The organism is Streptomyces sp. Tek67B01, assembly GCF_055231995.1.
In genome coordinates, this window is sequence record NZ_JBUYUY010000001.1 from 7,003,104 (window position 1) to 7,026,887 (window position 23,784).

Genomic DNA, 23,784 nt, shown 5'->3' on the forward strand with positions numbered 1-23,784 from the left:
TCCAGCGCCGTTGTGTTGGCAATCGGTCCGGGTTCGGTGGCACAGGAAAGGCGGGGCGCGCTTTCGTCAGAGATCGCAGGCGGTACGGTACGGGCTTCACTGAAAGGACGGGGACCTGACAGGCTGCCGACATGACCATTCATAGTGTGGTGCTCTACGGGTGCGCCGTGGCTGTCATCGTGTCGGGCACACAGCTCCTGGCGGCGCTCGCCCTGCGGGGAGACAGCGAGGTTCCACCCCCACTGGCCATGCTTCGCGCGTGGCGGCAGCCGGTCCCGGTAGCGGCCGCCCTGCTGGTGGCCGCCATGATGATGCTCGGTGCGGCACAGATCGTCTTCCCCGCCATGATCGATGCCTTCGAGCGGCATCCCGGAGGTGCATGGTGGCGGGCGGTGACGGCCTTGACGGTGCAGTCCTCGGGGTGGTTCCAGCTCCTGTTCAACTTGGCCACGCTGGCCGTTGTGGCTCCCATTGCCGAGCGGCAGTTGGGTCCGTGGCGGGTGCTGCTGGTGTTTACGGTGAGCGGTGTGTCGGCGCAGACGGTGAGCATGGCCGGCTGGAGCCCCCACGGAGGCGGCGACTCCGTGGCGATATGCGGCCTGGTGGGCGCGCTCGCCACCTGGTACGCACTGCGTGGCAACGTCGTCTCCCTGCGCCGGGTCGTGCTCATCATCCCTGCTGCTGGTCTCATCCTCTGCCTGCTCGCCAACAACCACGGCGTGGGCCTCCTCGTCGGCTGCGCACTGGGAGCGGCGGTCGCTCCCAAGCCGGCAGAGCGCCGGGCCAACACTTCGGCGAAGACCCCTGCAGCGCGCTGACCTGCGGCGGTCCAACTTCACTGTCACAAGCCACGCAGTGGTCCGGGTTCAGAGACGATCGGTCCAGGTTTGCTGTCCAAGCGAGCAGGTGCCCGGGGTGCTGGAGCGTTAGAGGTCGTTCTCACCCGGGCTGTCCGTGTATCAGGCAATATCCGGGGTGCGGATTGTGGTGCTGATGAGGTTGCAGAGGTGGTGGGTGCCTGCGCGTCGGGTGGGGTGGCGGGTGGGACGGGATGGGACGTGTGTCTGTCTCATCCCAGGAAGTCCGGCCTTCGCGGTCGTGTGCCCTTCCGTCGCCTGGAGTTTCGAGCGCCGCAGCAGGGCCCGTGACTTCGGCCGGCCACCCGAGCACGACCTCCGCGACATCATGGACGCGATCTTGTACGCGGACCGGACCGGGGTCCAGTGGCGGCGGGGCCGACAGCCTGGAGGGGACCACTGCTGCCACGAATCCCGTCTTCGTCCGCAGGCCAGGGCGTGACGGGGGCCGAGGCCGTACCCGGCGAGGACCGACCGGAGCCGAGCAGTCTGCGGGAGGCCTCGGCCCCGGCCGGCGGGGGCGGTTCAGTGCGCGGCGGTCACCTGCGCGGGAGTGCGCGGGGCGGGAAGCTGCTGGGTGATGCAGTGGATCCCGGCGTCGCCCGTTGCCAGTGCGCGCGCGTCGACGCCGACGACCCGGTGGTCGGGGAAGGCTGCGGCGGCCGCCGCCAGCGCCTCGTCGTCCGTGCTCGTTCCGGCCAGCGGCATGATCACTCCGCCGTTGGCGACGTAGAAGTTCATGTAGTTCACGACCGCGTCCTGACCGTGGACGCGGACCCGCTGCTGCGGAGGGAGTTCGAGGATCTCCAGACTCCGGCCGACTGCGTCGGTGGAGGCCTCGAGTACGGCGCGGTTGGCCTTCAACCGGGCGTGGTCCGGGCGGGCGGCGTCGCCGCACGCCTCCACCAACACCCGGCCCGGTGCAATGAACTGGCATACGTGGTCGACGTGTCCGTCGGTGTCGCCTGCGAGGTGGCCATAGGGCAGCCAGACCACCTTGGTGGCGCCGAGCAGGGCCTCGAACTCGGCCTCGATGTCGGCGCGGCCGAGCCGTGGGTTGCGATTGGCGTTCAGTACGCACTGCTCGGTGGCGATCAGCGTGCCCTGGCCGTCCACGCTGATCGCTCCGCCTTCGAGGACCGTCATGGTGGCCCGGCGCTCGATGCCCAGCACGGGCAAGAGTCGCTCGGTGATCCTGTCATCCAGCGCGTACGGGTGGAACCGCTCACCGAAGGAGTTGTACCGGAAGTCCACGCCGACCCGCCCCTGCGGGCCGTGCACGACGATCGGCCCGGTCGCGCGGAGCCAGGCGTCGTCCATCGGGATCTCCACCGTGGTGACGTCGACCTCGCACAGTGCCCGTACCCGCTGGGCCTGGCCGGGCAGGACCAGTACGGTGACCGGTTCGAAGGCGGCGATGGCCCGGACGATCGCCGCGTACTCCCGCTCGACGGACGCGAAGCACTCGCCCCACAGCGACTCGTGCGGCGGCCAGGCGAGCATGCAGGACTCATGGGGCTCCCACTCGGCCGGCATCAAGAGCCCTGTCAAGAGGTCCCCTTCGTCCCGGGGAAGGACCTGACCGCTTCCTCGGCGGCGCCCCAGTCGGCGTCGAAGCGGCCGGCGAGGACGTGCAGCCACCGCTCGATACCGAAGGCCACGCAGGAGGTGTGGGCTTCTTCGCCCGCGTGCGTGATGTCGGCGCGTTCGCCGAAGAAGTTGCGGTGGTAGTTGACCGAGGCGATCGCGAGGCCTCCGTCGGCGACGAACTCCTCCTTGGTGGGGAAGAGCCGCTGCATAACGGCCCGTGACCCGTTCGCGTCGAAGAACGGGTCCGTCGCGACCTCGGTCGTCAGGCTCAGGCCCAGGTGCGCGGCGAATTCGAGGATCAGTGCCTTGTGGGTGGTGAGGTGGCCCTTCACCGTTTCGGCGTCGCCGACGGCGATGATCTCCCGCATCGTGAAGCCGTGCAGCCGGCGCAGCCCTTCGTACTCCGTCTCGCGCCGGAAGCACTGCGCGATGGTGGTGAACCTGGCCGGCTCGTCCAGCTCGGTGCCCGACAGAGACAGGTAGGCGTTGTAGCAGGCGGCCGAGGGCAGGACGAAGCCGGCCTCGTCCAGCTGGTGGCCGCCGAGACCCGTGCCGGGCGCCGCCGGGTGCGTGGGCAGGTCGGCGACCGCGTCCGTGTTTACGGGCGCCGCAGCCAGCACGAGTTGCGGGAAGTTGGTGAAGTAGTCGAAGCGCGCCAGATCGGCGACCCGGATCAACGGCGGGTAGAGGACCTCCGCCGCCTCGGCCGCAGCCGCCCAGCCGGTGAACACCGCGTCCAGCGCGGCCCGGAGGCGGACCGCCTCGGGGCCGAGGGTGACCAGGCCGTCGGCCACGCCGACGGGTGTGCGGAGACCCGGACTAGGCGTGCGCATGGCCGGCCCCTTTCGTGATCAGCGCGTTGATGCGGCTCAGGGTGCGGAAGTTGTCCACGTCCGTCTTGGAGAGGTCGATCGGCTCGCCGGTCAGTTCCTCCATGAGCAGGAGGAACTCCACGAAGGCCAGCGAATCGAGGATCCGGGCCTCGATGAGGTCCCGGTCCCATTCGATGGTGTCCACGGAGGCGTTGAGCTTCCGGAGGAACTCGAGGACCGTTTCCATCGATTCATTCGATCTGTTTGCTGCGTTCTCAAGCGCTGACATGCTCGGTCCCCCAAGAGGTACGGAAGATTTCACTGGCGACGAAGAAACGGTCGACGCGAGCCATCAGCTTGACGTGGAACGCCTCGCGCACCGGATGCGACAGCGCCTTGCGGCGGACCTCCAGGGGCTTCTCCACGCCACAGTCACGGAAGATCTGCGGGTTGTAGAGGCTGCGCACGGAGTACGTCATGTAGTCCTTGATGTACTTCTCGATCTCGTCCCGGCGGCTCGGATCGGCGGCCGCGGCGCGGTCGTACAGGCGCTTGACGAGCTGCTTGCCGAAGGCGACGTGCCGGCTTTCGTCGTGGTGGTGTGCCGAGTGGATCTCCCGGAGGATGTCCGGGATCAGCGGGTCCTTGCCCATGCGGCTGTTGTAGTAGTCGAAGATCTCCTCGAAGATGAGGATCCGGGAGAAGACGATCACATCGTCCCAGAAATCTCCGAACCCCTCGCGGCGGAGCGGGGAAGCCGCCTCCGGGTAGATCCCGCCGGTGTACCGGTGGCAGAACTCGGCGAAGAACCACATGTGGGCGTTCTCTTCGCCGATGAAGTGGTGGAGGTACTCGTTGTACTCGGTGAAGTCGGGCGTGTGGATGCGCTTAGCGACCTCGATCATCAGCTCGCGGATTCCGTGCACGTGCAGGCTGAAGAAGTTGACCGTCTCGTACCGTGCGAGGGCCTTCAGCGCCTTCTCGTCCTCGATCAGATCGGTGCCGGCGACGGTGAGGTATTCGGGGTTCATCCACCACTGCTCCTCGGACACGGAGTCCGGCCAGGAGAATTTGGTGTAGGGGTTGTAGTAGTCCTCGCGCGACTTCTCGGAGAGCCGCGTGAGCATGGTGCTGAAGCCGGAATCGTCCATAATGATGCGTTCTTTCGGTTGGTCTCGTGCTTGTTCTTGTCTGCTGGCGCGCCGCCGGGGCGGCGGCGGGGTCATGCTCCAGAGTCGGCCAACGTGACGAGAGAGCACTCCAGTTCACGCAGGAAGGACTCCATGCCGGCCTCGGTGACGTGCCGGATGTCGCAGGTCAGGGAGAACTCGAGGTGGGCAGCGTCGCCGTCGCCGTCGTCGCCGTCGTCGACGATGAGGTAGAAGGATTCCTCCTCGGTGACCGGAGGCCACCTCAGCACGGTGTCGGGCAGCATGCCCGCGGCGGGTACGTCCCGCGGCACCGCTGCGTCCGCCGGCATGGTGCGCCTGTCGTTGATGCAGTAGGAGATCTCCAACGGTGCATCCTCGCCGCCGCCCAGCTCTGTGAGCAGCCGGTTCATGCTGTCGGCGTCACATCCGGAGTTCTGGAAGGCGGTGATGGCGGACAGCCAGGAGCGTTTGATCGCCTGCGGCAGATCGGCGTGTGCCAGGTCCACCGAGAAGTACGTCTCCTGCATCAGGGTCGCCACCAGGGTGCGGCTCTCCAGGCCGAACCGCTGCGAACTCGTCAGATGGAGATCGACCAGGTCGCTGCCGGTCAGGTCCCGCAGCAGCAGGGCCGTCGCGCCGACGATGACGGCCGCAGCGCTCATGCCGGTGCTGTCCGCGATGCGGGCGACCGCGTGACGGGCGGCGCGCGAGCGGAGGGCGGCCTGCCGGTACGCCGCCCCTTCGGGCACGTCCGCCATGGCGGGAGGCATTGCGAGCGGCGTCCGGTCGCGGAAGAGCGATGTCACGTGAGCCAGGGTGCGGTCGCGCTTGCGGATGCCCGCCGGCGACGCCTGCCATGCCGCCAGGTCGGCCGACGTCATCGTGTCCGGCGGCAGCGGCGCCAGCATCCGGCCGTTGCGGAAATACTCCTTCACCTCATCGGCCAGGTGCTGCAGGCCGTACCAGTCGATCGCCATGTGCGAGAACACGTACACACCGCCCCACACCCGGCCCTCGGCGACCAGGAGGACCAGGCGCAGGGGCAGCTCGTCGGCGAACGAGAACCGCCTGGTGCCGAAGAAGGCCTTGAGTGCCGCCATCTCCTCGCCCGCTGGCGTCGGCGTCTCGACGAACTCGACGGGCAACTGCCCTTCGGGCAGCACGCGCTGCACGACCCGGTCGCCCTGCTCCCGCGGGAACACCGAGCGCAGTGCCTCGTGGCGCGAGAGGAAGAACGAGAGCGCCTCGAGGCACTCGTCCTCGGTGGGGCGGACGCCGGACGGCACGCGGAACTCCTCGACGACGTTGTAGACGTGGTCGTGCGGTCCCGCCTTCTCGATCAGCGCCCAGATCTCCTGCTGGCTCCAGGTCAGCCCGGCTTCGATGGCGCGCCCGCCCGTGAAGGGGGCGCGGCGCACCCGGGAGGGAAGGGGCTGTCCGCTGTGGTCCTGGTCGGCGTTCACTGCGTCACCGTTTCTGAGATGTTCCGGTTCGCTGTGAGTTCCTCGGCGATGGCAGTCGCGAAGGCGTCGACATCGGCCGGGGTGGTGTCGAAGGAGCACATCCAGCGGACCTCACCCGTCCGCTCGTCCCGAAGGTAGAAGGGGAAGCGTTTCTGCAGGCGGGCGGTCACGTCCGCGGGCAGGACTGCGAAGACCGCGTTGGTCTGCACCGGTTGGACGATGTGTACGTCCGCCAGGCCGCCGACCGCCTCCGCCAGGCGCCGTGCCATGGCGTTGGCGTGACGTGCGTTGGCCAGCCAGAGCCCGGACTCCATCAGGGCGATGAACTGTGCGGAGACGAACCGCATCTTGGAGGCGAGCTGGGTCGCGGCCTTGCGCAGGAAGGCCGTCCCGCGTACGGCGTCCGGATTGAGTACCACCAGGGCCTCGCCCAGCAGCAGGCCGTTCTTGGTGCCGCCGAAGGAGAGAACGTCCACGCCGGCATCGGTGGTGAGAGCACGCAGGGACACGTCCAGTGCCGCTGCCGCATGGGCCAGACGCGCCCCGTCGAGGTACACACGGATGTCGCGCTCATGGGCGTAGGCGCAGATGTCGGTGATCTCCTGCGGCGTGTACAGGGTGCCGAGTTCGGTGGGCTGAGTGATCGCGACGACGGTCGGCTGGGCACGGTGCACGTCGCCCCGCCCCCATGCCTGCTGTCCGATCAGTGCGGGCGTCAGCTTGCCGTCCGGAGTCGGCACGGTGAGCAGTTTGACGTGGGCGACCCGCTCGGGGGCTCCGCATTCGTCGGTGTTGACATGAGCGCTCTCGGCGCAGATGACGGCGCCCCAGGGCTCGCTCATCGCCTGAAGGCCCACCACGTTGGCGCCCGTTCCGTTGAGAACGGGGTAGACGCTCGCGTGCTCGCCGAAGTGCTGACGGAAGACCTGCTGGAGCCGATCGGTGTAGACGTCGTCCCCGTACGCCGCCTGGTGGCCCTCGTTGGCGGTGGCGAGGGCGGCCAGGATGTCCGGGTGGATTCCTGCGTAGTTGTCGCTCGCGAAGCCCCGCGACGCGGGGTCGTGCAGTCGGGTGATCAATCCTTCGTCCTTCACTCGCGCGGCGCCTCGTTCGAGATGCCGCGGTGTCGGCTGGATCATGGGGATGCGGAGGGATCGGGCGTACAAGGAGGTGGTCGCGGCTGCTGGTGGCAGCCGTATCCGTCTCAACTCCCCTTGCTCGTCCAGCATGAAGATCCTACGAGATGATCTAGTAATGAGCGCAAGCCTTCCGGCACACTTCTGATCAAGAAGGAACGCCTGCCGTGTCGGCCTGAAGCGCCTGGCAGGAGTCGTAGGCGCAATCAGGAAGACGGACCATGCAGAGTTCCCCGGTAAGCGCCCTTCGGCGTGCTCGTAGAGGAGTCGTCGCCACCTTCGCCCTCGTCGGTGTGGTGAACGGCATCCTGGCGGCCAGGCTGCCGGGGCTGGCCGCCAAACTGGGCCTGGACACCGGCGACGTGGGGCTGGTCATCCTCTCCTGGGGCGTCGCGGCCACGGTGACCATGCAGTGCATGCGCTGGATCGTCGCTGCCCTGGGAAACCGGCTGCTGCTGCGCGTCGGCACTCCGCTGGTCACCGTCTCCGTCGGGCTCATCGCCCTCAGCTCCTCGTTTCCGCTGCTGCTCGCCGCAGCCGCCGGCTTCGGGGTCACCTCCGGCATGGCCGAGGCCATGATGAACGCCCAGGGCAGCCTGGTCGAACGCCGCACCGGACGGCCCCTGATGAACGGCTTCCACGCCGGATGGAGCGCCGGTGCGGTGGCCGGCGGACTCCTTGCGGTCCTACTGGCCGCCCTGGACGTCTCCTACACCGCCTCGGTGCTGGGCGTCGCGGCCGTCGCCTTTCCGCTCGCCCTCGCGGTGGGCTGGACCTACCTCGACGAGCCGGCCGAAGAGGAGGAGACAGCACACCGCCGCAACCTTCCCGGCATCGTCTATCTGATCGGTGCCGTGGCTTTCCTGGCGCTCCTCATCGAAGGGCTCGTGGCTGATTGGAGCGGCCTGCTCCTCGCACGCGACCTGCACACGACGGAGGCCGTCGCCGCCATCGCCTACCCGGTGTACGAAGTCGCCACGTTCTCCGGGCGGCTCTTCGGCGACCGGCTGCGACTGCGCTTCGGCAGCCGATCGCTCCTCGCGACCGCCGGCACCGCGACCGCGCTGGGCGTGCTCCTGGTGATCATGGCCCCCTCCGCCGTCTGGGCCATAGCCGGATTCGGCCTGACGGGGCTGGCCGTCTGCGTCGTGGTGCCCCTCTGCATGTCCCTGGCCGGCGCCCTTGCCCCCGGCCGCTCGGACGCCGCCGTCGCCCAGGTGTCGGCAATAGGCTACGCGGGGCTACTCGTCGGCCCCGTGCTCATCGGCTTCGTCGCCGAAGCCACCTCGCTCCGTACCGGGATCGCCACGGCCATCGGCGTCGCCCTGCTCATCACCGCCGCGTCGAGCCGGATGCCCCACGGGCTGCCCGCCGCAGAGTCCGGTACGGACACGGCCGGAACCGCGGCCGCAGTACCGTCGCTGCGCAACAGCGCCGAGCCCTGATCCGCCTGGCACCCGGCTGGACGGCGGCCCTCTGCGGTCGCGAGGGAGAAGGGACTCTTCGCCGGCCGCGCGCGACTGCATCGGCAGGACCCTGGAGGGGTGGCGTCCCGCCCGGTCAACTCCGCCTGGCCTCCCCCTACGACGCGGACGCGCGCGGTGGGAAAAGCTGTTCGGCAGAGCACGGACATTCGACGGCGCGGCCAAGACGTCGCGAAGCCCCTCGATCTCCATCCTCTGGGCGGCGATCTGCGACAGAGCCCGCTCCCTGAAGCCAGTGAGCCCATCGATCTGCGCGTCCCACGCTGCGAGGCGTTCCTTCGGCCCGGCGGCCTGTTCCTTGAAGGCATCCAAGGCCGGCGCCCTCGGACCCCGGGTGATGGTCACGGGTGTCGACTTCGTCTTTCGGCCGCAGACGACGATCTACCTGTTGTTGGCGCTGGGGGATGAGGAGACCCGGCGGGTGATCGAGGCCGCGCACGGGCGGGCGATCGAGCGGGTGCTGGAGTGGATCGAGGACGAGGTGGCGGTGATCCGGTACGGCAAGGACGGCGTCTATCGGGTGCGACCGCCCGGCGGTCTGGTCGCCGCCCGCTTCCGCCACTACGAGGCGCGCTCCGGGATGCCCTTGCTCCATGACCATCTGCTGCTGTCGGTGAAGGGGCAGCGCCTGGACGGGAAGTGGGGTTCGGTCCACACCCTGGCCCTGCACGAGAACACCGTGGCCGCCTCCGCGCTCTACAACGAGATCGTGGCCGCTGAGGTCTGTGAGGCGCTGGGGCTGGCGACCGAGCCGCGCACCGTCACGCCGGGGCGCCGGCCGGTGATGGAGATTGCCGGGGTGCCGCACGAGCTGATCCGCTGGACCTCCCGGCTCAGCGACCAGATCGCCGCCTGCCTGGCCGAGCTGGAGCACGAGTACGTCACCGCCGTCGACGACGACGGCGAGCTGAAGTACTTGCCCGTGGTCTCTGAGCGGGCCCGCGCCAAGCTGAACCAGATCGCCGCCCGCAAGACCCGCCCGCCCAAGCAGGAGACCCGGCCGCTCGCGCAGCTGCGCGTGTGGTGGAAGGCGAGCGTGATCCTCACCTCCGGGGTGGCTGCTGACGTCATCACCTTCCTCCTCGAGTACGCCCGCGCCGCAGCCGCGGAGATCCGGGCCCGGGTCGCCGCCGTGGTCGACGTCGCCCTGGCGGCCGTCGACGTCGCCGCGACGGTGTTCGTGATGAACGACGGCGGCCGCTTCCACCGCCGACACCTGCTCGCCGAAGCCCGCCGCCACCTCGCCCTCGTCCTGCGCGGCCGCAGCCGCGAGCGGGGCCTGGACGAGAAGATCGTGGCCACCGCCATCTCCACCTACTGCCTGGACATCAGCGAGCCGGAGACCATGATCGGCCTGCTGTCGGACTACCGCCTCTACACCGCCCGGTGGGCCCTGTCCGACCTCCCCGACCGCCGCCGCCCACCCAGCCCCGCACTAGACCCGGATCGACAGCCCCCGGCAGATCCCGGCGAGCCAGCTGCGCCTCGGGCTTCGGACCAAGACGCGGGGGAGTGGGAGATCCCCCGCATCCCGCTCCAGTACGAGCGCGCTGTCCTCGCCGGTGCGGTGGTGCGGGAGAAGCTGCGCACCACCACGACCGTCGCCGTGCGGGGCCGGGCGTACGACGTCGTCGCCCACCAGCAGGCGGCGATGCCCGAGCAGCTGCTCGCGCCCCTGGCCGCCGAAGCCGAGCACGACGACCAGAAGCCGGAGCCCGGCCGCCAGGAGGCGATCGACATGAAGGCCCGCGGGCCCTGCGGGAGTCCCGCACGGACGTGGAAGCCCTCGATCTCACGGCCGAACGACTGCGCCGCCTCCAGGAGACGGCCACCAAGATGGCCGACGACTCCCGCGCCCGCGCGGACCGCCACACCGCACAGGCCGACGCCGACGTAGTGCACCCGGTGCGCCAGGACGACCAGCAGGCGCACCGCCCGCAGCAGCCCGGACCGCACCGCGGCCGCGAGGCCGGCCACTGAGTGGACCCGATGGTGCGCACCAGGTACGGTGCACCCCACTCCACCGAGTGGAGCCCACCGCACCGGAGTGGAGACCACCGTGCGCGGCATCCGCTCCACTGAGTGGAGCCCACCCGGTGGAGCGGACGACATCGGGCGGGAGTGGACGACATCGCCGGGGACGATGCCGTGCATCCACCCGGTGCGCGCCTGCCGCATTTCCCCTTGACCTCGGCCCGTGTCAAGGAGAAACGCGCCGCCCCCAGCTGCTCCACTCCACCGCACCGACCCCCCCGATGCGCACCACTCCCGCGCGCCGACCGCACCGGTGCGCACCGCCCACCGAGTGGATGCGCACCGGATGGACGGTGGTGCGCACCGGATGGACCCGAGCGCACCACCGCACCGCACCGGTGCACCGCACCGGTGCGCACCCACCTGGTGCGGTGGTGCGGTGGTGCGGTTACCGGTGCGCACCGGGTGCGGAGTGCGCCTCGTGAGCTATCGCCAGGCGCGCGTCGCGCAGCGCCTCCAAGGTGTCGGCGGTGTCCTCGTGGTCGGGGTCCGGGATGACGTTCACCATGAACCGGATGGTGCTGAGGGCTCGGCGCGCACGCTGCCGAGACCGCGCCCGCTCCCGTGCCCGTAGCGGCGCCGGAGGTTCTGCCGATCGGGGTGGCGGTCTCCGCGCTTCCGCTCGCTGTGGAGGACCGCACCGGCTATCAGCGCTCCAGCTTCAAGCACTGGAACGCGGGCGCGGACCTGTCCGATGGCTGTAACACGCGCCAGGAGGTGTTGATCGCGGAGGCTGTCGAAGCGCCGGAGGTAGGGCCGGACTGCACCCTGACGGGCGGCGTGTGGTGGTCCTACTACGACGATCGGGAAGTGACCCCGGCGGGTGCGCTGGACATCGACCACATGGTCCCGCTCGCCGAGGCCTGGGACAGCGGCGCCAGTTCGTGGACCGCGCAGCGCCGGGAGGCGTACGCGAACGATCTGGGGCAGGACGCGTCCCTGGTGGCGGTGACCGCCCGCTCGAACCGGCAGAAGGCCGACCAGGACCCGGCGCAGTGGCTGCCCTCCTCACCGGAGGCGCTGTGCCGTTACACCGTGGAGTGGACGGCGACGAAGCTGCGCTGGGGCTTGGCGGTCGACGAGGTGGAGAAGGACCGTCTGCTGGAGATCGCGGCCGGCTGCGGCGGGAACACCGTTACCTACACCCCCGCTCCCTGACCGGCGGGGAACGAGGCACCGATACGGCGGCGGCGCAGCGCGTTCGGCTGACCGCGGTGCTGCCGACATCCGGGGTGGGCTGCCTGGGGCGAAGTGCAGCCCACCGCCGTCACCTGGCTGCGACTTCGTCCTGGCGGATCCAACAACGAGCTGTGTTCGGTTGCTGATCCGCGGATTGAGCCTGCGTTCCGGTCGGGCTGCGGCATTGTCGTAAGCCGGGCGCCCGATCCGGGCGCAGGTGCCGGTTGTGGGAGGGGCGTCATGCGCGAGCGGGAAACGTGGACGACGGAGGAGTTCGGGACGTCGCACCAGGGCGCAATCGAGGTGCTCCAGGCGGATGGCACGGTGCCCAAGCCGGTGTACTTCGACTCCAGCTCCGGAAGCGACGGGCACCGGGTGTCGCAGTGGAGCGTCTACGACGGCCGCACCCCACACATCCCGCGAGCGGCCGCACTGCGCGCCGTGTGCTCCTGCGGCTGGACAGGCTCCGTACAGCACCTGGACTGGGAGGCGATCGGTGGCCAGGACTTCACCGAGGCCGGCGACGAGCAGGCCAGCGCGTGCGAGCGGGACTGGGACACGCACACCGCTGCCGTCGAAGCGTCCACGATCCCCCTGGCCGACACCGTCACCGTGCTGCTGGAGCGGCTGGAAGAGGAGATTGACGAACTGGCGAAGACCTCGCCCGTCGCCGCGGTGCGCGCCGCTCGCCGCACGGAAGTCATCGCGGAGCGCGTCGGCTACTGGGCCGCCCGCAGCACCCTGCACGACCTCACCCCCGCTCAGGCCGCCGCCGCTCTCGGCCTCACCGAGAACGCTGTACGCAGGGAACTGGCACGCCTGGGCCGCTACAGCCCATACAGCGACTGACCGGTGGCCGCGGGCTGCAAAGGCCGTGACCGCCTTCGCTTCCACAGGCGTGCGCGGCCGGCCGGCCCGCTGCGGGCGGCCGGCAGGGCGGCGAGGCGGCGGACGTTCGGGCGCGCCTTCGCTTTGCGCCTGGGTCGTGCTGGGGCAGCGCGCGGCCGCCACGCGAGTAGGGTGTTTGTCCCGCGATGTGGGAGGGGATGTGCAACCATCGTGCTCTGTAGAGTCGTTACGCGCGGAGAAGGTGTTCCGGGCCCGGCTCGCTGAGGTCGGCGCCCAGCTGTTGGAAGGCAGCTGGCTGGGAAACTCGACCGCTCATGCAGTGCGATGCGCGGCAGGGCATCTGGTGACTCCCCGGCCGGCCAACCTTCAGCAAGGTCAGGGAATCTGCCGGGTCTGTGCCCGACGTTGCCCCAAAGCAGCCGAAGCCGCCTTTCGCGAGCGGCTCGCGGCCGTTGGCGCCGTCCTCCTGGCCCCGGAGTGGGGCGGGGTGCACGTTCCGCATCACATCCGGTGCGCCGCAGGTCACGAATCTCTGCGCCGGCCGTCCGCAGTCCGACGGTCGGGCTGGGTATGCAGAGCCTGCCCCCGGCCTCGAGCTCTGTAGGGAGGGCGGCGTGTGCTGCTGACCGTTTTTCCTCTGCCCGTTACGGGCCCAGCTCTGCTCCTGATGGGGGCCGGACAGCGCCTGCAGTCCGGACGGGCAGGAGAGTGCGGCCAGCTGTACGGAGTTGCTCGGATCCGTCGAAGAGGGTGACGGCGCCGTCCGGCGCCCGGTGCCGTTCAGCACGAACGACGGCAGCACCTCGATGCCTGGATACGCGACCGACTGCGCTTCGACGGCTGCGGCCGGTCCGGCGCGGCCGGCTCAGGCCAGCTGGCCGGGTTGTCTCTCCGGAGCCGTACGGGTAACTCATGACCCGGGCGGACACGCCTGCCCGCCTGCGCGGATAAGAAACCCGTAAATGTCGGGCGCATGCGCAGGTGTGGGCCGGGCATGCGGTGCTTCGGAGGTTGATAACTATGGTTCCCCTGCTTCTCGTTCTTCTGCTCGCCCTGATCCTTTTCGGTGCCGGTTTTGCGGTGAAGATCCTCTGGTGGGTCGCCATCGCGGTTCTGGTCCTGTGGCTGATCGGTTTCGTCGCCCGCCCCAAGGGTGGCAGCGGTCGCTGGTACCGCTGGTAGCCGCACACGACGCCAGACGGCAGGAATGGGCTTTGGTCCGCCCCCACGTGGGGGCGGACCAAAGCCCATTCCCGTTTCCGGCCGCAGTCGCCGAAGCTGCCGCTCCCCGTGCCGGCGCTGTCCAGTAGTTGGAACAATTCGGATGAAGGGGCATGCCGGGGGTACGAGGGATGTCAGCCGGGCCGGTCGTCGTGACGCAGCAGGGGAACTGCTCACGTCCAACGATCGGCGGCCGACCCGGTCCTACACAGCACCGACAGGTATCGGAACCGGGTGATGCCCGGCTGGCCGACGCGGCCACCGCCGTGCTCGCCATCTCCGCCACGGTGCCACGCACGACGTGCTGGCCTGCTGGTTCGGCGTTGACCGCTCCACGATCACCCGGGCGATCGGCGAGGTGCGGCCCCTGCTCGCAACACGCGGCTGCACCATCGCGGCCGGCATCCGGCTCAGCACCCTCGCCGAGGTCATCGACCACCACGGAACCAGCGGACAGACCTGGATCATCGACGGCACCGAGATCCGGGTCCGCGTGCCCGCCGCCGGCCGCAAGGACCGGGAGAAGCTCCCGGCACAAACAAGCAGAACGCTGTCAAGGCCATGGTCCTCACCGACACCAGCGGCAGGCTCCTGTTCTGCAGTGCCGCCCAGCCGGCAAGGTGTGCCGACATCACCCACGCCCGACAGTTAGGCCTGGTCAAGCACCTGACTGGCAGTCCGGCCGTGGAGACCGCCGGTGGGAGTACTCACCGAGGCCCTCCCGCGACCGGGGAAGGCACGAGAGGCCTCGGGGCCGGGAGGCCGGTCGGCGGGGGAATCGACCGGGCGCCCTGTTGTGACAACGGAACGGATCGCGGGGGCTGCCGGCGATGGAGTTCGGAGTACAGGTGGGGTGGGTACCTCGCACGAGATCGGCACGATCGGCGCTCGAAGGTCGTGGGAAACTGGGCCGGTGCTCGCTCCGAACTCCCAGGAACTACGACGTGAGGCGCCGACCGGAGCGGTCGGCGTCCTGACAACCCTGCGGGCGCACGTGATGGTGCCGCTGCGCGGCGCGGCGCTCGCGGCCTTGGGTCTGCTGGGGCTGCTGGCCCTGCTGCCGGCCGCGGTTGCGGTGGGGGTCGGCGCGGTGGGCCCGCTGGACCTGTTCCGGCGTCTGCCCCGGTTGCGGCGCGAGCTGGCCGGCCGGTGGTCGGAGGTGCCCGTCGACGACCCCTACCTGCCCGAGCCGCCGGAACCCCGGCAGCGTGACAGCGGGCTGTACCGCGAAGGCAGGCAGCTGTACGCCTCGTACGGCTCGGCGGTGCGCCGCAGGCGGGTGCGGCAGGTGCGGCGGGATCCGGCGACGAGACGGGACCTGGCCTTGCTGCTGTTCGACCCGTTCGTCGGGGCTCCGGTGGCCTCGCTGCCCGTGGTGTTGGTGGCCGGTGGCCTGTACGCGGTGGTCGCGGCCCTGTGCCGGGCGACCGACGGGGTCAGCCTGCCGGGGACGGCGTGCGCCGGTGCGGTGGTGGTGGCCGGGGTCGGGCTGGTGTCGCTCGCGACGGGGCTGACGGTGGGGCCGCTGGTGCTGTGGGTGCACGGGTGTTGGACGCGGCTGCTGCTGGCCCGCCGGGTCGCGCCGACGGCGGTGTCCGACGGGGGCGCGCTGGGCCGGCGTCTGCGGATGCTGGGCGCCGGGGCCTTCCTGTCACTTCTCTCGCCAGCCGGCGCGGTGCTGGCCGTCGTCCAGGTGGTGGCGCTGGTGGTCGGGGTGTGCACCGGGCTGGTGCTGCTCTTCCCGAAGGCCGTGGGGTTCGGCCGCCACTTCGTCGTGCTGAGCCGGCGGCTGGCCGGGAACTGGCTGGGCGTGGAGATCCAAGCGCCCTACCTGCCCGCTCCGGAGCCGGTGCGGCGCGGGGCGGACGGCTACTACCAGTACGGGCGGCGGCTGTACCGGACCCCCTATCTGGTGCGGCAGTTGCAGCTGATGCGTCACACCTCGGGTGATCCGGCGGTGTGGCGGGACCTGCTGTGGTCGGCGGTCAATCCGTTCGTTACCGCCGTGCTGTTGGCGGTGCCGCTGGTCGTCGTCGGGTTCTCGGCCTTCGGGCTCGTCGTGCCCGGAGTGCTGGACCTGGTGACGGACGGGAGGGGCCCGTACAGCTTCTGGGACACGGCGCTGCGTCGGCTGCCCGTGGGCGAGGCCCTCGCGGGCGTCCCGTGGTCGGCGGTCACGGTGGGCGCGGTGCTGGTGACGGCGGTGTCGTGGGTGGCGCCTTATGCGCTGCGGGCGCACGCCCGCTTCGCGCTGCTGCTGCTGCGGCCGACCCGGCACGCACAGCTCGCCCGGCGCGTGGAGCGGCTGACGGAGACCCGGGCGGACGCCACCGGGGTACAGGCCGCCGAACTCCGCCGCATCGAACGGGACCTGCACGACGGGGCCCAGGTGACGCTGGTGGCGATCGGGATGACGTTGCGGGTGGTGGAGCGGCGGCTGGGGGAGGAGGCTCCGGAGCTGCGTGAGCTGGTGGCCGAGGCCCGCCGGCAGTCGTCGACGGCCCTGGCCCAGCTACGGGACCTGGTGCGGGGCATCCACCCCCCGGTCCTCGCGGAACGGGGCGTGGGCGACGCGGTCCGCGCGGTGGCGCTGGACTACCCGCTGGACGTCGAGGTGACGGTGGACGTCCCCGGCCGCCTCGAGGCGCCGGTGGAGGCGTGTGCGTACTTCGCGGTGTGCGAGGTGCTCGCGAACGCCGCCAAGCATTCCGGGGCCTCACAGGTACGCATCGATCTACGGCACTCCGACGGGGTGCTGCGGATGACGGTGGGCGACGACGGCCGGGGAGGGGCCGATACGGCCAAGGGCACGGGCCTCGCGGGCGTGCGCCGCCGGCTGGGTACATTCGACGGAGACCTGTTCGTGAGCAGCCCGGTGGGCGGCCCGACCCTCGTGACCCTGGAGCTGCCATGCGTGTTGTCCTCGCCGAGGATCAGTTCCTCCTGAGGGAGGGAATGGTGCGGCTGCTGGAGTCGTACGAATTCGAGGTCGTCGCGGCGGTCGACAACGGACCGGAGCTGTCCCGGGCGTTGTCGCGGCACCAGCCGGACATCGCCGTGGTCGACGTGCGGCTGCCGCCCACGTTCACCGACGAGGGGTTGCAGGCGGCGCTGGCGGCCCGCCGGGAGATTCCGGGGCTGCCCGTGTTGGTGCTGTCCCAGCACGTGGAGCAGCTGTACGCGCGCGAACTGCTCGCCGACGGGCGGGGAGGGATCGGGTACCTGCTCAAGGACCGCGTCTTCAGCGACGAGGAGTTCGTCGACGCGCTGCGCCGTGTGGCGGGCGGCGGGACGGCGATGGACCCCGAGGTGATCTCCAAGCTGGTGGCGCGGGGCGAGCACCGTGGGCCGTTGAGCTCGTTGACCGCGCGTGAGCTCCAAGTGCTGGAGTTGATGGCGGAGGGGAGGTCCAACGCGGGGATCGCGCAGGAGCTGCACCTGAGCGACAGCGCCGTCAGCAAGCATTCGGCGAGCATCTTCATCAAGCTGGAGCTGACGCAGGACAACAGCGACAACCGGCGGGTGCTGGCGGTGCTCGCGTACCTGAACGCCCCGCGGAACTGAGGGGCGATCGCCCCGGGGGTGGAGTTTTCTGTACTGCAGATGTGCTCACAGCTCCATTCCGGCGCCCTGGGTCCGGCCCGTAGTTTCGTGTTCGGAAGGCGGACCGCACGGTCCGGGCCAGGACCAGGGCGCGGGTGGGGGAGTCAGACGGTGATGACGGTGGACCAGGAGCAGACCGAACAACAGCGGCAGACCGAGACGAAGGCCATGGGGAAGGACCCGAAGGCGGATCTGATCCGGACCGCGTTCATGGAAGTCGGTGTCCCCCTGGGCCTCTACTATGGGCTGCGCGGGGCCGGTCTGGGGCAGTGGTTGTCCCTCCTCATCAGCGGTGCTCTGCCCCTGGCCCAGCTGGTCTACAAGACGGTTACCGAACGTCGCGTCTCGACCGTCACCCTCTTCACCCTGAGCGTGATGGCCGCCGGCACCGCCATCACGCTGGTCACCGGTGACACCCGCCTCCTGCTCGCCCGCGAAAGCTACCTCACCGGCCTTCTCGGCCTGTGGATGATCGCGACCCTGTTCGCCAAGCGGCCCTTCATGTTCACCACCATGGTCAAGATGCTGCCCGAAGAGTCCGCCCGGACCTGGCACTCCAACTGGGACAACCACGCCCGCTTCCGCAACGTCATGCGCTGGATGTCCCTCGCCTGGGGAGCCGCCTTCCTCATCGACTCCGCCGCCCGCATCCTCATGGCCTACACCCTCCCCGTCGACCTCGTCCCCGTCCTCTCCGTCATCCTCCTCATCGGCATGCTCATGACCGTCGTCAAAATCAGCAAGTTCTACGGACGCCGCATGATGGCCGAACTCGACTAAGACCGTGTCCTATGTGGTGAGGCGTCGTTGACGTCGGTATGGGGCGGGGTAGGTGGAGTTGGATTGTTCCGGACGGGTTGTGGGAGATCGCGGAGCCGCTGATCCCGCCGTCGAAGGTGCGGCCGCAGGGCGGCGGAACGCAGGACACGCCTGATGAGACGCTGTTCGCCGCGATCATCTACGTGCTGGTCAGCGGATGTGCCTGGCGAGCCCTGCCGCCCTGCTTTGGGATATCGAAGTCGACAGCCCACCGCCGGTTCCTGATCTGGTCGAGAGCCGGGGTCTGGGGCCGGCTGCACGAGAAGATCCTCCACCAGCTTGACGATGCGGGACTGCTCGATCTGTCCCGAGCCGTTCTCGACTCCGCCCACGTGCGGGCCAAAGAGGGGGCGAACTCACAGGTCCGAGCCCCGTGGACCGCGGAAAGCCGGGCTCCAAGATGCACGTCCTGTCGGACGCGGCGGGGCTGCCCCTCCTCGTCGGCCTCACGGCAGCCAACACCCATGACAGCCAGGCCCTGAAGCCCATGGTGCTCGGTCACCAAACGAGACACGACCCCCACCGCGGCCGCCACTTCAAACCCCTGAAACTGCACGCTGACAAGGCCTATGACATCCCTGAACTGCGGAAATGGCTACGTGGCAAACGCATCGGCGTCCGCATCGCACGCAAGGGCATCGAGTCGAGCGAGCGATTAGGGCGTCGGCGGTGGGTGATCGAACGGACCATGTCCTGGCTGACCGGCTACCGCCGACTCAACCACCGATACGAACGCAACCCCCGCAACTACCTGGCGTTCCTTGGCCTCGCCGCCGCCCTCTGCTGCTACAAACGACTCATCCGCCTCACCACATAGGACACGGTCTTAGTGTGGCGAAGGCGCCGCCGCGCGGGCATGCGCCGAGCCGCATCCTGGTGCGCCGCGTTCGAAGCCGCGTCCAAACCGGTTCGCAAGCGTCCGCTCCTGCCCTCCTGCCCGCCGTCCATCGATCGGAGGACGCCGGTACTCCTCCGACAGCACGCTGTGCCGCACACACCCCCTGACTAGGTTGATTGACGTGTTGACCGAACGAGTGATCCACGCACGCAACGTGCGGAAGAACTATGGCGAGCGCCGCGTCCTCGACCTGGCCGAACTGGACGTGTACAAGGGCGAGATCTTCGCCCTGCTCGGCCCCAACGGCGCCGGGAAGACCACCTTCACCGAGATCCTGGAGGGCCTGCGCGACCGCGACAGCGGTGACGTCACCGTGCTCGGCGCGGACCCCGCCACCGCCGGCGCCGCCTGGCGCACGGGCGTCGGCGTGGTCCTCCAGGACTCCCAGGACTACGCCCAGCTGACCGTCCGGGAGATCCTCACCCACTTCGCCTCCCTCTACGCGGACGCCCGCGACGTCGACGAACTCCTGCACGCGGTGGGCCTGCACGAGCAGCAGGGCCGGCGCGCCCGCCACCTCTCCGGCGGCCAGCGCCGCCGCCTGGACGTGGCGCTCGGCCTCGTCGGCCGCCCCGAGCTGCTTTTCCTGGACGAGCCCACCACCGGCTTCGACCCCGAGGTGCGCCGCCAGTTCTGGGATCTGATCGCGGACCTGCGCGCCCAGGGCACCACCATCCTGCTCACCACCCACTACCTCGACGAGGCCGAACACCTCGCCGACCGCGTGGCGGTCCTCGCGGGCGGCCGCATCGTCGACCTCGACACCCCCGCCCGCCTCGGCGGACGCCACCTGGCCAAGGCCGTGGTCGGCTGGAGCGACGACGAAGGCGCCCACCGCCTCGAGACGGACGACCCCACCGCCGCGGTGCTCGACCTCGCCGGCCGCTACGGCGGCAGCGTCCCCGGACTCACCGTGGTGCGGCCCAGCCTCGAAGACATCTACCTGCACATGATCGGAGAAAACGCGTGAGCGCGCTCCCGGCCCTCGAAAGCGCCCCCGTCACGCGGCCCGCCGCGCCCCTGTGGAAGGTCGCGGCCGCACGCAGCGTCCTGGAGACGAAACAGTTCTTCCGCGAGAAGGGGCAGGTGATCTTCACCTTCGCGATGCCCCTGCTCATGCTCACGCTGCTCGCCTCGATCTTCAAACAGCGCATCGGCGACAGCGGCGTCGACGCCCAGCAGATCTACGTCACCGGCATGCTCGGCGTCGGCGTCATGTCCACCAGCTTCCAGAGCATGGTCCTCCAGGTCGTCGGTGAACGCGCCAACGGCACCCTCAAGCGCCTGCGCATGACGCCCCTCCCCAAGAGCGCCTACTTCACCGGCAAGATCGCCGTGGTGCTGGTGTCGAGCCTCGGGCAGGCCGCCGTCCTCCTGGGCCTGGGCACCGCCTTCTTCGGCCTGCACCTGCCCACCGACCCGGCCCGCTGGGCCACCTTCGCCTGGGTGTACCTCCTGGGCATCGTCAGCTGCACCCTGCTGGGCCTCGCCTACAGCAGCGTCGTGTCCCCGCAGAGCGCGGGGGCCATGGTCTTCCTGCCCGTCATCGTGCTGCAGTTCATCTCCGGCGTGTTCGTACCCTTCAACGACCTGCCCGGCCCGCTGCGGATGGTCTCGTCGTTCTTCCCGATGAAGTGGATCTGCCAGGGAATGCGGTCGGTGTTCCTGCCCGACACGTTCCAGCCGTACGAACCGGGCCACTCCTGGGGCCACGGACAGACCGCATTGGCGCTGGGCGCCTTCGCTGTAGTGGGATTGATCGTATGTCTGAAGACCTTCCGCTGGAAAACCCGCAACGACGGTTGAGCGGCCCCGCCACCGCCACCGCCCCCGAGGACGAGAGCGAGGACAAAGGCCAAGGCTGGCTGCTGCGCATCCTCCTCGGTTGGCACGCCTCCTTCACCATGATGGGCCTGGTCCTGGAGGTGCTGCTGTGGGCCGCCGCCGCGCCCTGGTACGCCCACCTCGTCCTCTACGGCCTCGCCGCCGCCTACGTCACCCTCGGCGGCCCCGCCCTGGCCGGCGCCAAACCGCCCCGCGCCGGACACCTGTTCCTCGCGTGCGCCTACGTCGGCACGCTCCTGCTCACCGCCGTCGACGACCGCACCCCCGTCGCCCTCTACCTGCTCCTGCCGATCACCTTCGCCCTGCTCGCCCCGATCGGCCTGGCCGTCGGCGCCTGCGCCGCGGTGACCCTGCTGACCGACGCGCTGTATCTGCACCACCACGCCTTCAGCGCGCGGGCCATCGGCGAGACCGCGCTCCAGAACGCCACCACCTGGCTGTTCGCCCTGCTGGTGGGTTACTTCGTCACCCAGCTGCTCGACGAGAACCGCCGCCGCGGCGAACTGATCCGCCAACTGGAGGAGAGCCGCGCGCTGCTCCACTCCGCCTACCACGAAGCCGGCGTCACGGCCGAACGCCACCGCCTCGCCCAAGAGATCCACGACACCATCGGCCAGGGCCTCACCAGCACCCTCATGCTCATCAGGGCCGCCGATGCCGCCGCCCACCACGACCCCGACCGGGTACGCGAGCGCCTCGCCCTCGCCGAGAAGACCGTCAGCGAGAACCTCGCCGAAGCCCGCGCCGTCGTCACCGCCACCGGCCCCCTCCACTTGCGCAGCGCCCCCCTCGACACCGCCATAGAGAACCTCACCGCCCGCCTCGGCGACGAACTCGGCATCAGCGCCGAGGCCCACATCACCGGACGTCCCCTCCCCTTGGACGCCACCTTGCAGGTCGTCCTGCTGCGCTGCGCTCAGGAAGCGCTCGCCAACGTCCGCAAGCACGCCCGGGCGCGCCGGGTGCGCGTACAGCTGAGCTACCATCCCCAAAGGGCGTTGCTGGAGATCACCGACGACGGCACCGGCTTCGACGCCGAGCAGGTACAGGGCTTCGGCCTGCGCGGGATGCGCTCCCGTGCCGAACAGGTCAACGGAGCGGTGAGCGTAGTCAGCCGCCCCGGAGAAGGAACCCGCGTCACCGTCGAGGTGGCATGGGATCGTTGAGACACCACAGCCCGAGGACGAACGTAAGGGGCACCAGGCCGTGAGCATCCGACTGCTGATCGCCGACGACCACCCGGTGGTACGGGCCGGACTCGTCGGACTGCTGGCCTGTGAGAGGGGCTTGGAGGTCGTCGGCGAGGCCGACAGCGGAACCGCCGCCGTGCGCCTCGCCGCCGAACTGCGCCCCGACGTCGTCCTGATGGACCTGCGCATGCCGGGCCTCGACGGCGTCGACGCCACCGCCCGGATCGCCGCCGAGTGCCCCGGCGTGCGGGTGCTGATCCTGACGACCTACGACACGGACTCCAACATCGTGCGCGCGGTCGAGGCCGGAGCCGCCGGCTACCTCCTCAAGGACGCCACCCCCGCCGCTCTCGCCGCGGCCATCCGCGCCGCCGCCGACGGAGAAACGGTTCTGCCGCCGCTCATCGCCGCGAAACTCGTCCACCACATGCGCAACCCCGCGCCCGAGAAGCCCACCGCACGTGAACTCGACGTCCTCGCACTGGTGGCACAGGGCCTCACCAACGCCGCCATCGGCCGCCGGCTGCACATCAGCGAGACCACCGTCAAAACCCACCTCGTGCGGGTCTTCGCCAAACTCGACGTCGACGACCGCACCGCCGCCGTCACCGTGGCCATGCGCCGGCGCCTGCTCACCGACGTCTTCGGCACCTGAGGCCCGGGCCGGGGGGGCGAGGCAGGGGCCGGGGCCGCCCCCGGACGGTGGATCCGTTCCCCGTCGCACTTCGAACCGCACCCCACAGGCTGAGCCTCCCAACACGATGTTGAGAGGTGCAGCAACAGTGAGCTTCTTCGAGTTGGCCACCGATCGGGTGATGGGCCGTGACGCGCAACGAGCGAGGCCCCCGAGCTGTTGATCGAGATGTCTGACGTCTCAATCACGTTGCTCGGGGGCCTCGTTGGTCATCCATCCTGCCGCACTCGACCTACCGCATGCGCTCGTGGAGTGGGTCACCATGCTGATCGTCACCCGTGAGGGCGACCGGCGGTGCAAGCTCCGTCCGTCCCAGCGCGCGATGGTGGCACTGGTGTACCTGCGCGAACACACCACTCTGGCGAAGATCGCTGCCGGTTTCGGGATCAGCGAGTCCACCGCCCACGCCTACACCAACGCGGTCGTCGACCTGCTCGCCGCACGTGCGCCGGGGCTGCTCAAGACGCTGCGCGAGCGTGATCCCGACTTCGTCCTTCTCGACGGGACCCTCGCCGAGTGCGACCGGGTCGGCGACGGCCGGGCCGACTACTCCCACAAACACCGGCGCCACGGCGTGAACGTGCAGGTCGTCACCGACCCCGGAGGCCGGCTGCTGTGGCTCTCGCCCGCCCTGCCGGGCCGCACCCACGACCTGACCGCCGCCCGCACTCACCGGATCATCCGGATCTGTGAGCGCCAGGGCGTTCCCATCGTGGCTGATCTCGCCTACCAGGGCGGCGGTCCCTGGCTGACCACCGGCATCAAACGCAGGCCCCGGCAAGACCTCACCCCCACCGAGAAGACCCGCAACCGTGCCTTGGCCGCGGCACGGGCACCCGTCGAACGCGGCGTCGCCCGCCTGAAGTCCTGGCGGATCTTCCGCAGATCCCGGTGCAGCCCCAACCGCATGACGTCAATCGCCAAGGCCGTCCTCACTCTAGAGCGGCAACGCTGAAGAA

At 69.8% G+C, this 23,784-nt stretch carries 22 protein-coding genes and 1 pseudogene; 17 read left to right on the forward strand and 6 right to left on the reverse strand.

Annotation, left to right across the window (positions count from 1 at the left end):
* Window positions 1-131 precede the first annotated feature (131 nt).
* Together ACV7NM_RS32040 and ACV7NM_RS32045 are read left to right on the forward strand one after the other, a co-directional pair.
* Entirely contained in the window at window positions 132-818 is a 687-nt protein-coding gene (locus ACV7NM_RS32040) for a rhomboid family intramembrane serine protease (protein WP_463413584.1), read from the forward strand.
* Window positions 819-1,113: 295 nt separating this feature from the next.
* A pseudogene (locus ACV7NM_RS32045) lies at window positions 1,114-1,230 on the forward strand (transposase); the annotation flags it as partial.
* 152 nt (window positions 1,231-1,382) lie between these two features.
* Here the strand turns inward: ACV7NM_RS32045 and ACV7NM_RS32050 are convergent.
* The 6 genes from ACV7NM_RS32050 to ACV7NM_RS32075 form a co-directional block, all read right to left on the reverse strand.
* Window positions 1,383-2,408: an agmatine deiminase family protein gene (locus tag ACV7NM_RS32050; protein WP_463413585.1), complete on the reverse strand. Its 1,026-nt coding sequence runs from the start codon at window positions 2,406-2,408 to the stop codon at window positions 1,383-1,385.
* Window positions 2,405-3,280, reverse strand: a complete 876-nt coding sequence (locus tag ACV7NM_RS32055) for an aminoacyl--tRNA ligase-related protein (protein ID WP_463413586.1) — start codon at window positions 3,278-3,280, stop codon at window positions 2,405-2,407. Before ACV7NM_RS32055 ends, ACV7NM_RS32050 begins: the two co-directional genes overlap by 4 nt.
* Window positions 3,267-3,506 (reverse strand): phosphopantetheine-binding protein, encoded by a 240-nt coding sequence (locus tag ACV7NM_RS32060; protein WP_463413587.1) that lies wholly within the window; start codon window positions 3,504-3,506, stop codon window positions 3,267-3,269. Before ACV7NM_RS32060 ends, ACV7NM_RS32055 begins: the two co-directional genes overlap by 14 nt.
* A 28-nt stretch (window positions 3,507-3,534) precedes the next feature.
* Entirely contained in the window at window positions 3,535-4,410 is an 876-nt protein-coding gene (locus tag ACV7NM_RS32065; protein WP_463413588.1) for a diiron oxygenase, read from the reverse strand.
* A 71-nt stretch (window positions 4,411-4,481) separates the two neighbouring features.
* Entirely contained in the window at window positions 4,482-5,873 is a 1,392-nt protein-coding gene (locus ACV7NM_RS32070; protein ID WP_463413589.1) for a condensation domain-containing protein, read from the reverse strand.
* Complete coding sequence (locus ACV7NM_RS32075; RefSeq protein WP_463413590.1) at window positions 5,870-7,102, reverse strand: threonine aldolase family protein; 1,233 nt, start codon at window positions 7,100-7,102, stop codon at window positions 5,870-5,872. Before ACV7NM_RS32075 ends, ACV7NM_RS32070 begins: the two co-directional genes overlap by 4 nt.
* Before the next feature lie 128 nt (window positions 7,103-7,230).
* Here ACV7NM_RS32075 and ACV7NM_RS32080 point away from each other — a divergent pair, with 128 nt between their 5' ends.
* From ACV7NM_RS32080 to ACV7NM_RS32150, 15 genes are all read left to right on the forward strand, one after another.
* On the forward strand, window positions 7,231-8,454 hold the full coding sequence (locus ACV7NM_RS32080; protein ID WP_463413591.1) for an MFS transporter: 1,224 nt from the start codon (window positions 7,231-7,233) through the stop codon (window positions 8,452-8,454).
* A gap of 337 nt (window positions 8,455-8,791) precedes the next feature.
* Window positions 8,792-10,390: a MobF family relaxase gene (gene mobF, locus ACV7NM_RS32085; protein WP_463413592.1), complete on the forward strand. Its 1,599-nt coding sequence runs from the start codon at window positions 8,792-8,794 to the stop codon at window positions 10,388-10,390.
* Window positions 10,391-11,091: 701 nt separating this feature from the next.
* A complete protein-coding gene (locus tag ACV7NM_RS32090) occupies window positions 11,092-11,685 on the forward strand; it encodes an HNH endonuclease family protein (RefSeq protein ID WP_463413593.1) in 594 nt (197 codons plus the stop codon).
* A 261-nt stretch (window positions 11,686-11,946) separates the two neighbouring features.
* Window positions 11,947-12,555, forward strand: a complete 609-nt coding sequence (locus tag ACV7NM_RS32095) for a hypothetical protein (RefSeq protein WP_463413594.1) — start codon at window positions 11,947-11,949, stop codon at window positions 12,553-12,555.
* A gap of 1,020 nt (window positions 12,556-13,575) precedes the next feature.
* Window positions 13,576-13,737 carry a hypothetical protein gene (locus ACV7NM_RS32100; protein WP_037792689.1) on the forward strand — a complete coding sequence of 54 codons (162 nt, stop codon included), beginning with the start codon at window positions 13,576-13,578 and terminating at the stop codon, window positions 13,735-13,737.
* 340 nt (window positions 13,738-14,077) lie between these two features.
* Window positions 14,078-14,428: a transposase family protein gene (locus ACV7NM_RS32105; RefSeq protein WP_463413595.1), complete on the forward strand. Its 351-nt coding sequence runs from the start codon at window positions 14,078-14,080 to the stop codon at window positions 14,426-14,428.
* Window positions 14,429-14,689: 261 nt separating this feature from the next.
* A complete protein-coding gene (locus tag ACV7NM_RS32110; RefSeq protein ID WP_463413596.1) occupies window positions 14,690-16,723 on the forward strand; it encodes a sensor histidine kinase in 2,034 nt (677 codons plus the stop codon).
* On the forward strand, window positions 16,687-17,340 hold the full coding sequence (locus ACV7NM_RS32115; protein ID WP_463413597.1) for a response regulator transcription factor: 654 nt from the start codon (window positions 16,687-16,689) through the stop codon (window positions 17,338-17,340). The genes ACV7NM_RS32110 and ACV7NM_RS32115 overlap by 37 nt, the downstream gene beginning before the upstream one ends.
* A 153-nt stretch (window positions 17,341-17,493) precedes the next feature.
* A complete protein-coding gene (locus ACV7NM_RS32120; protein WP_463413598.1) occupies window positions 17,494-18,159 on the forward strand; it encodes a VC0807 family protein in 666 nt (221 codons plus the stop codon).
* A gap of 38 nt (window positions 18,160-18,197) precedes the next feature.
* A protein-coding gene (locus ACV7NM_RS32125; RefSeq protein WP_463413599.1) for an IS5 family transposase occupies window positions 18,198-19,015 on the forward strand; the annotation gives its coding sequence in 2 pieces (ribosomal slippage) (window positions 18,198-18,543 and window positions 18,543-19,015; 819 coding nt in all).
* A 202-nt stretch (window positions 19,016-19,217) separates the two neighbouring features.
* Window positions 19,218-20,066 carry an ABC transporter ATP-binding protein gene (locus tag ACV7NM_RS32130; protein WP_463413600.1) on the forward strand — a complete coding sequence of 283 codons (849 nt, stop codon included), beginning with the start codon at window positions 19,218-19,220 and terminating at the stop codon, window positions 20,064-20,066.
* Entirely contained in the window at window positions 20,063-20,902 is an 840-nt protein-coding gene (locus tag ACV7NM_RS32135; protein ID WP_463413601.1) for an ABC transporter permease, read from the forward strand. Before ACV7NM_RS32130 ends, ACV7NM_RS32135 begins: the two co-directional genes overlap by 4 nt.
* Complete coding sequence (locus ACV7NM_RS32140) at window positions 20,860-22,107, forward strand: sensor histidine kinase (RefSeq protein WP_463413602.1); 1,248 nt, start codon at window positions 20,860-20,862, stop codon at window positions 22,105-22,107. The genes ACV7NM_RS32135 and ACV7NM_RS32140 overlap by 43 nt, the downstream gene beginning before the upstream one ends.
* A 40-nt stretch (window positions 22,108-22,147) precedes the next feature.
* Window positions 22,148-22,786: a response regulator gene (locus ACV7NM_RS32145; RefSeq protein WP_463413603.1), complete on the forward strand. Its 639-nt coding sequence runs from the start codon at window positions 22,148-22,150 to the stop codon at window positions 22,784-22,786.
* Between the two features lie 244 nt (window positions 22,787-23,030).
* Window positions 23,031-23,780, forward strand: a complete 750-nt coding sequence (locus tag ACV7NM_RS32150) for a transposase (RefSeq protein WP_463408482.1) — start codon at window positions 23,031-23,033, stop codon at window positions 23,778-23,780.
* Window positions 23,781-23,784: the final 4 nt, after the last annotated feature.

Excerpts from the sequence above, each read along its gene's own strand:
- ACV7NM_RS32040 (WP_463413584.1), top strand. The coding sequence starts at position 132 with ATGACCATTCATAGTGTGGTGCTCTACGGGTGCGCCGTGGCTGTCATC.
- ACV7NM_RS32055 (WP_463413586.1), bottom strand. The coding sequence starts at position 3,280 with ATGCGCACGCCTAGTCCGGGTCTCCGCACACCCGTCGGCGTGGCCGAC.
- ACV7NM_RS32060 (WP_463413587.1), bottom strand. The coding sequence starts at position 3,506 with ATGGAAACGGTCCTCGAGTTCCTCCGGAAGCTCAACGCCTCCGTGGAC.
- ACV7NM_RS32065 (WP_463413588.1), bottom strand. The coding sequence starts at position 4,410 with ATGGACGATTCCGGCTTCAGCACCATGCTCACGCGGCTCTCCGAGAAG.
- ACV7NM_RS32075 (WP_463413590.1), bottom strand. The coding sequence starts at position 7,102 with ATGCTGGACGAGCAAGGGGAGTTGAGACGGATACGGCTGCCACCAGCA.
- ACV7NM_RS32080 (WP_463413591.1), top strand. The coding sequence starts at position 7,231 with ATGCAGAGTTCCCCGGTAAGCGCCCTTCGGCGTGCTCGTAGAGGAGTC.
- ACV7NM_RS32095 (WP_463413594.1), top strand. The coding sequence starts at position 11,947 with ATGCGCGAGCGGGAAACGTGGACGACGGAGGAGTTCGGGACGTCGCAC.
- ACV7NM_RS32100 (WP_037792689.1), top strand. The coding sequence starts at position 13,576 with ATGGTTCCCCTGCTTCTCGTTCTTCTGCTCGCCCTGATCCTTTTCGGT.
- ACV7NM_RS32115 (WP_463413597.1), top strand. The coding sequence starts at position 16,687 with ATGCGTGTTGTCCTCGCCGAGGATCAGTTCCTCCTGAGGGAGGGAATG.
- ACV7NM_RS32120 (WP_463413598.1), top strand. The coding sequence starts at position 17,494 with ATGACGGTGGACCAGGAGCAGACCGAACAACAGCGGCAGACCGAGACG.
- ACV7NM_RS32140 (WP_463413602.1), top strand. The coding sequence starts at position 20,860 with ATGTCTGAAGACCTTCCGCTGGAAAACCCGCAACGACGGTTGAGCGGC.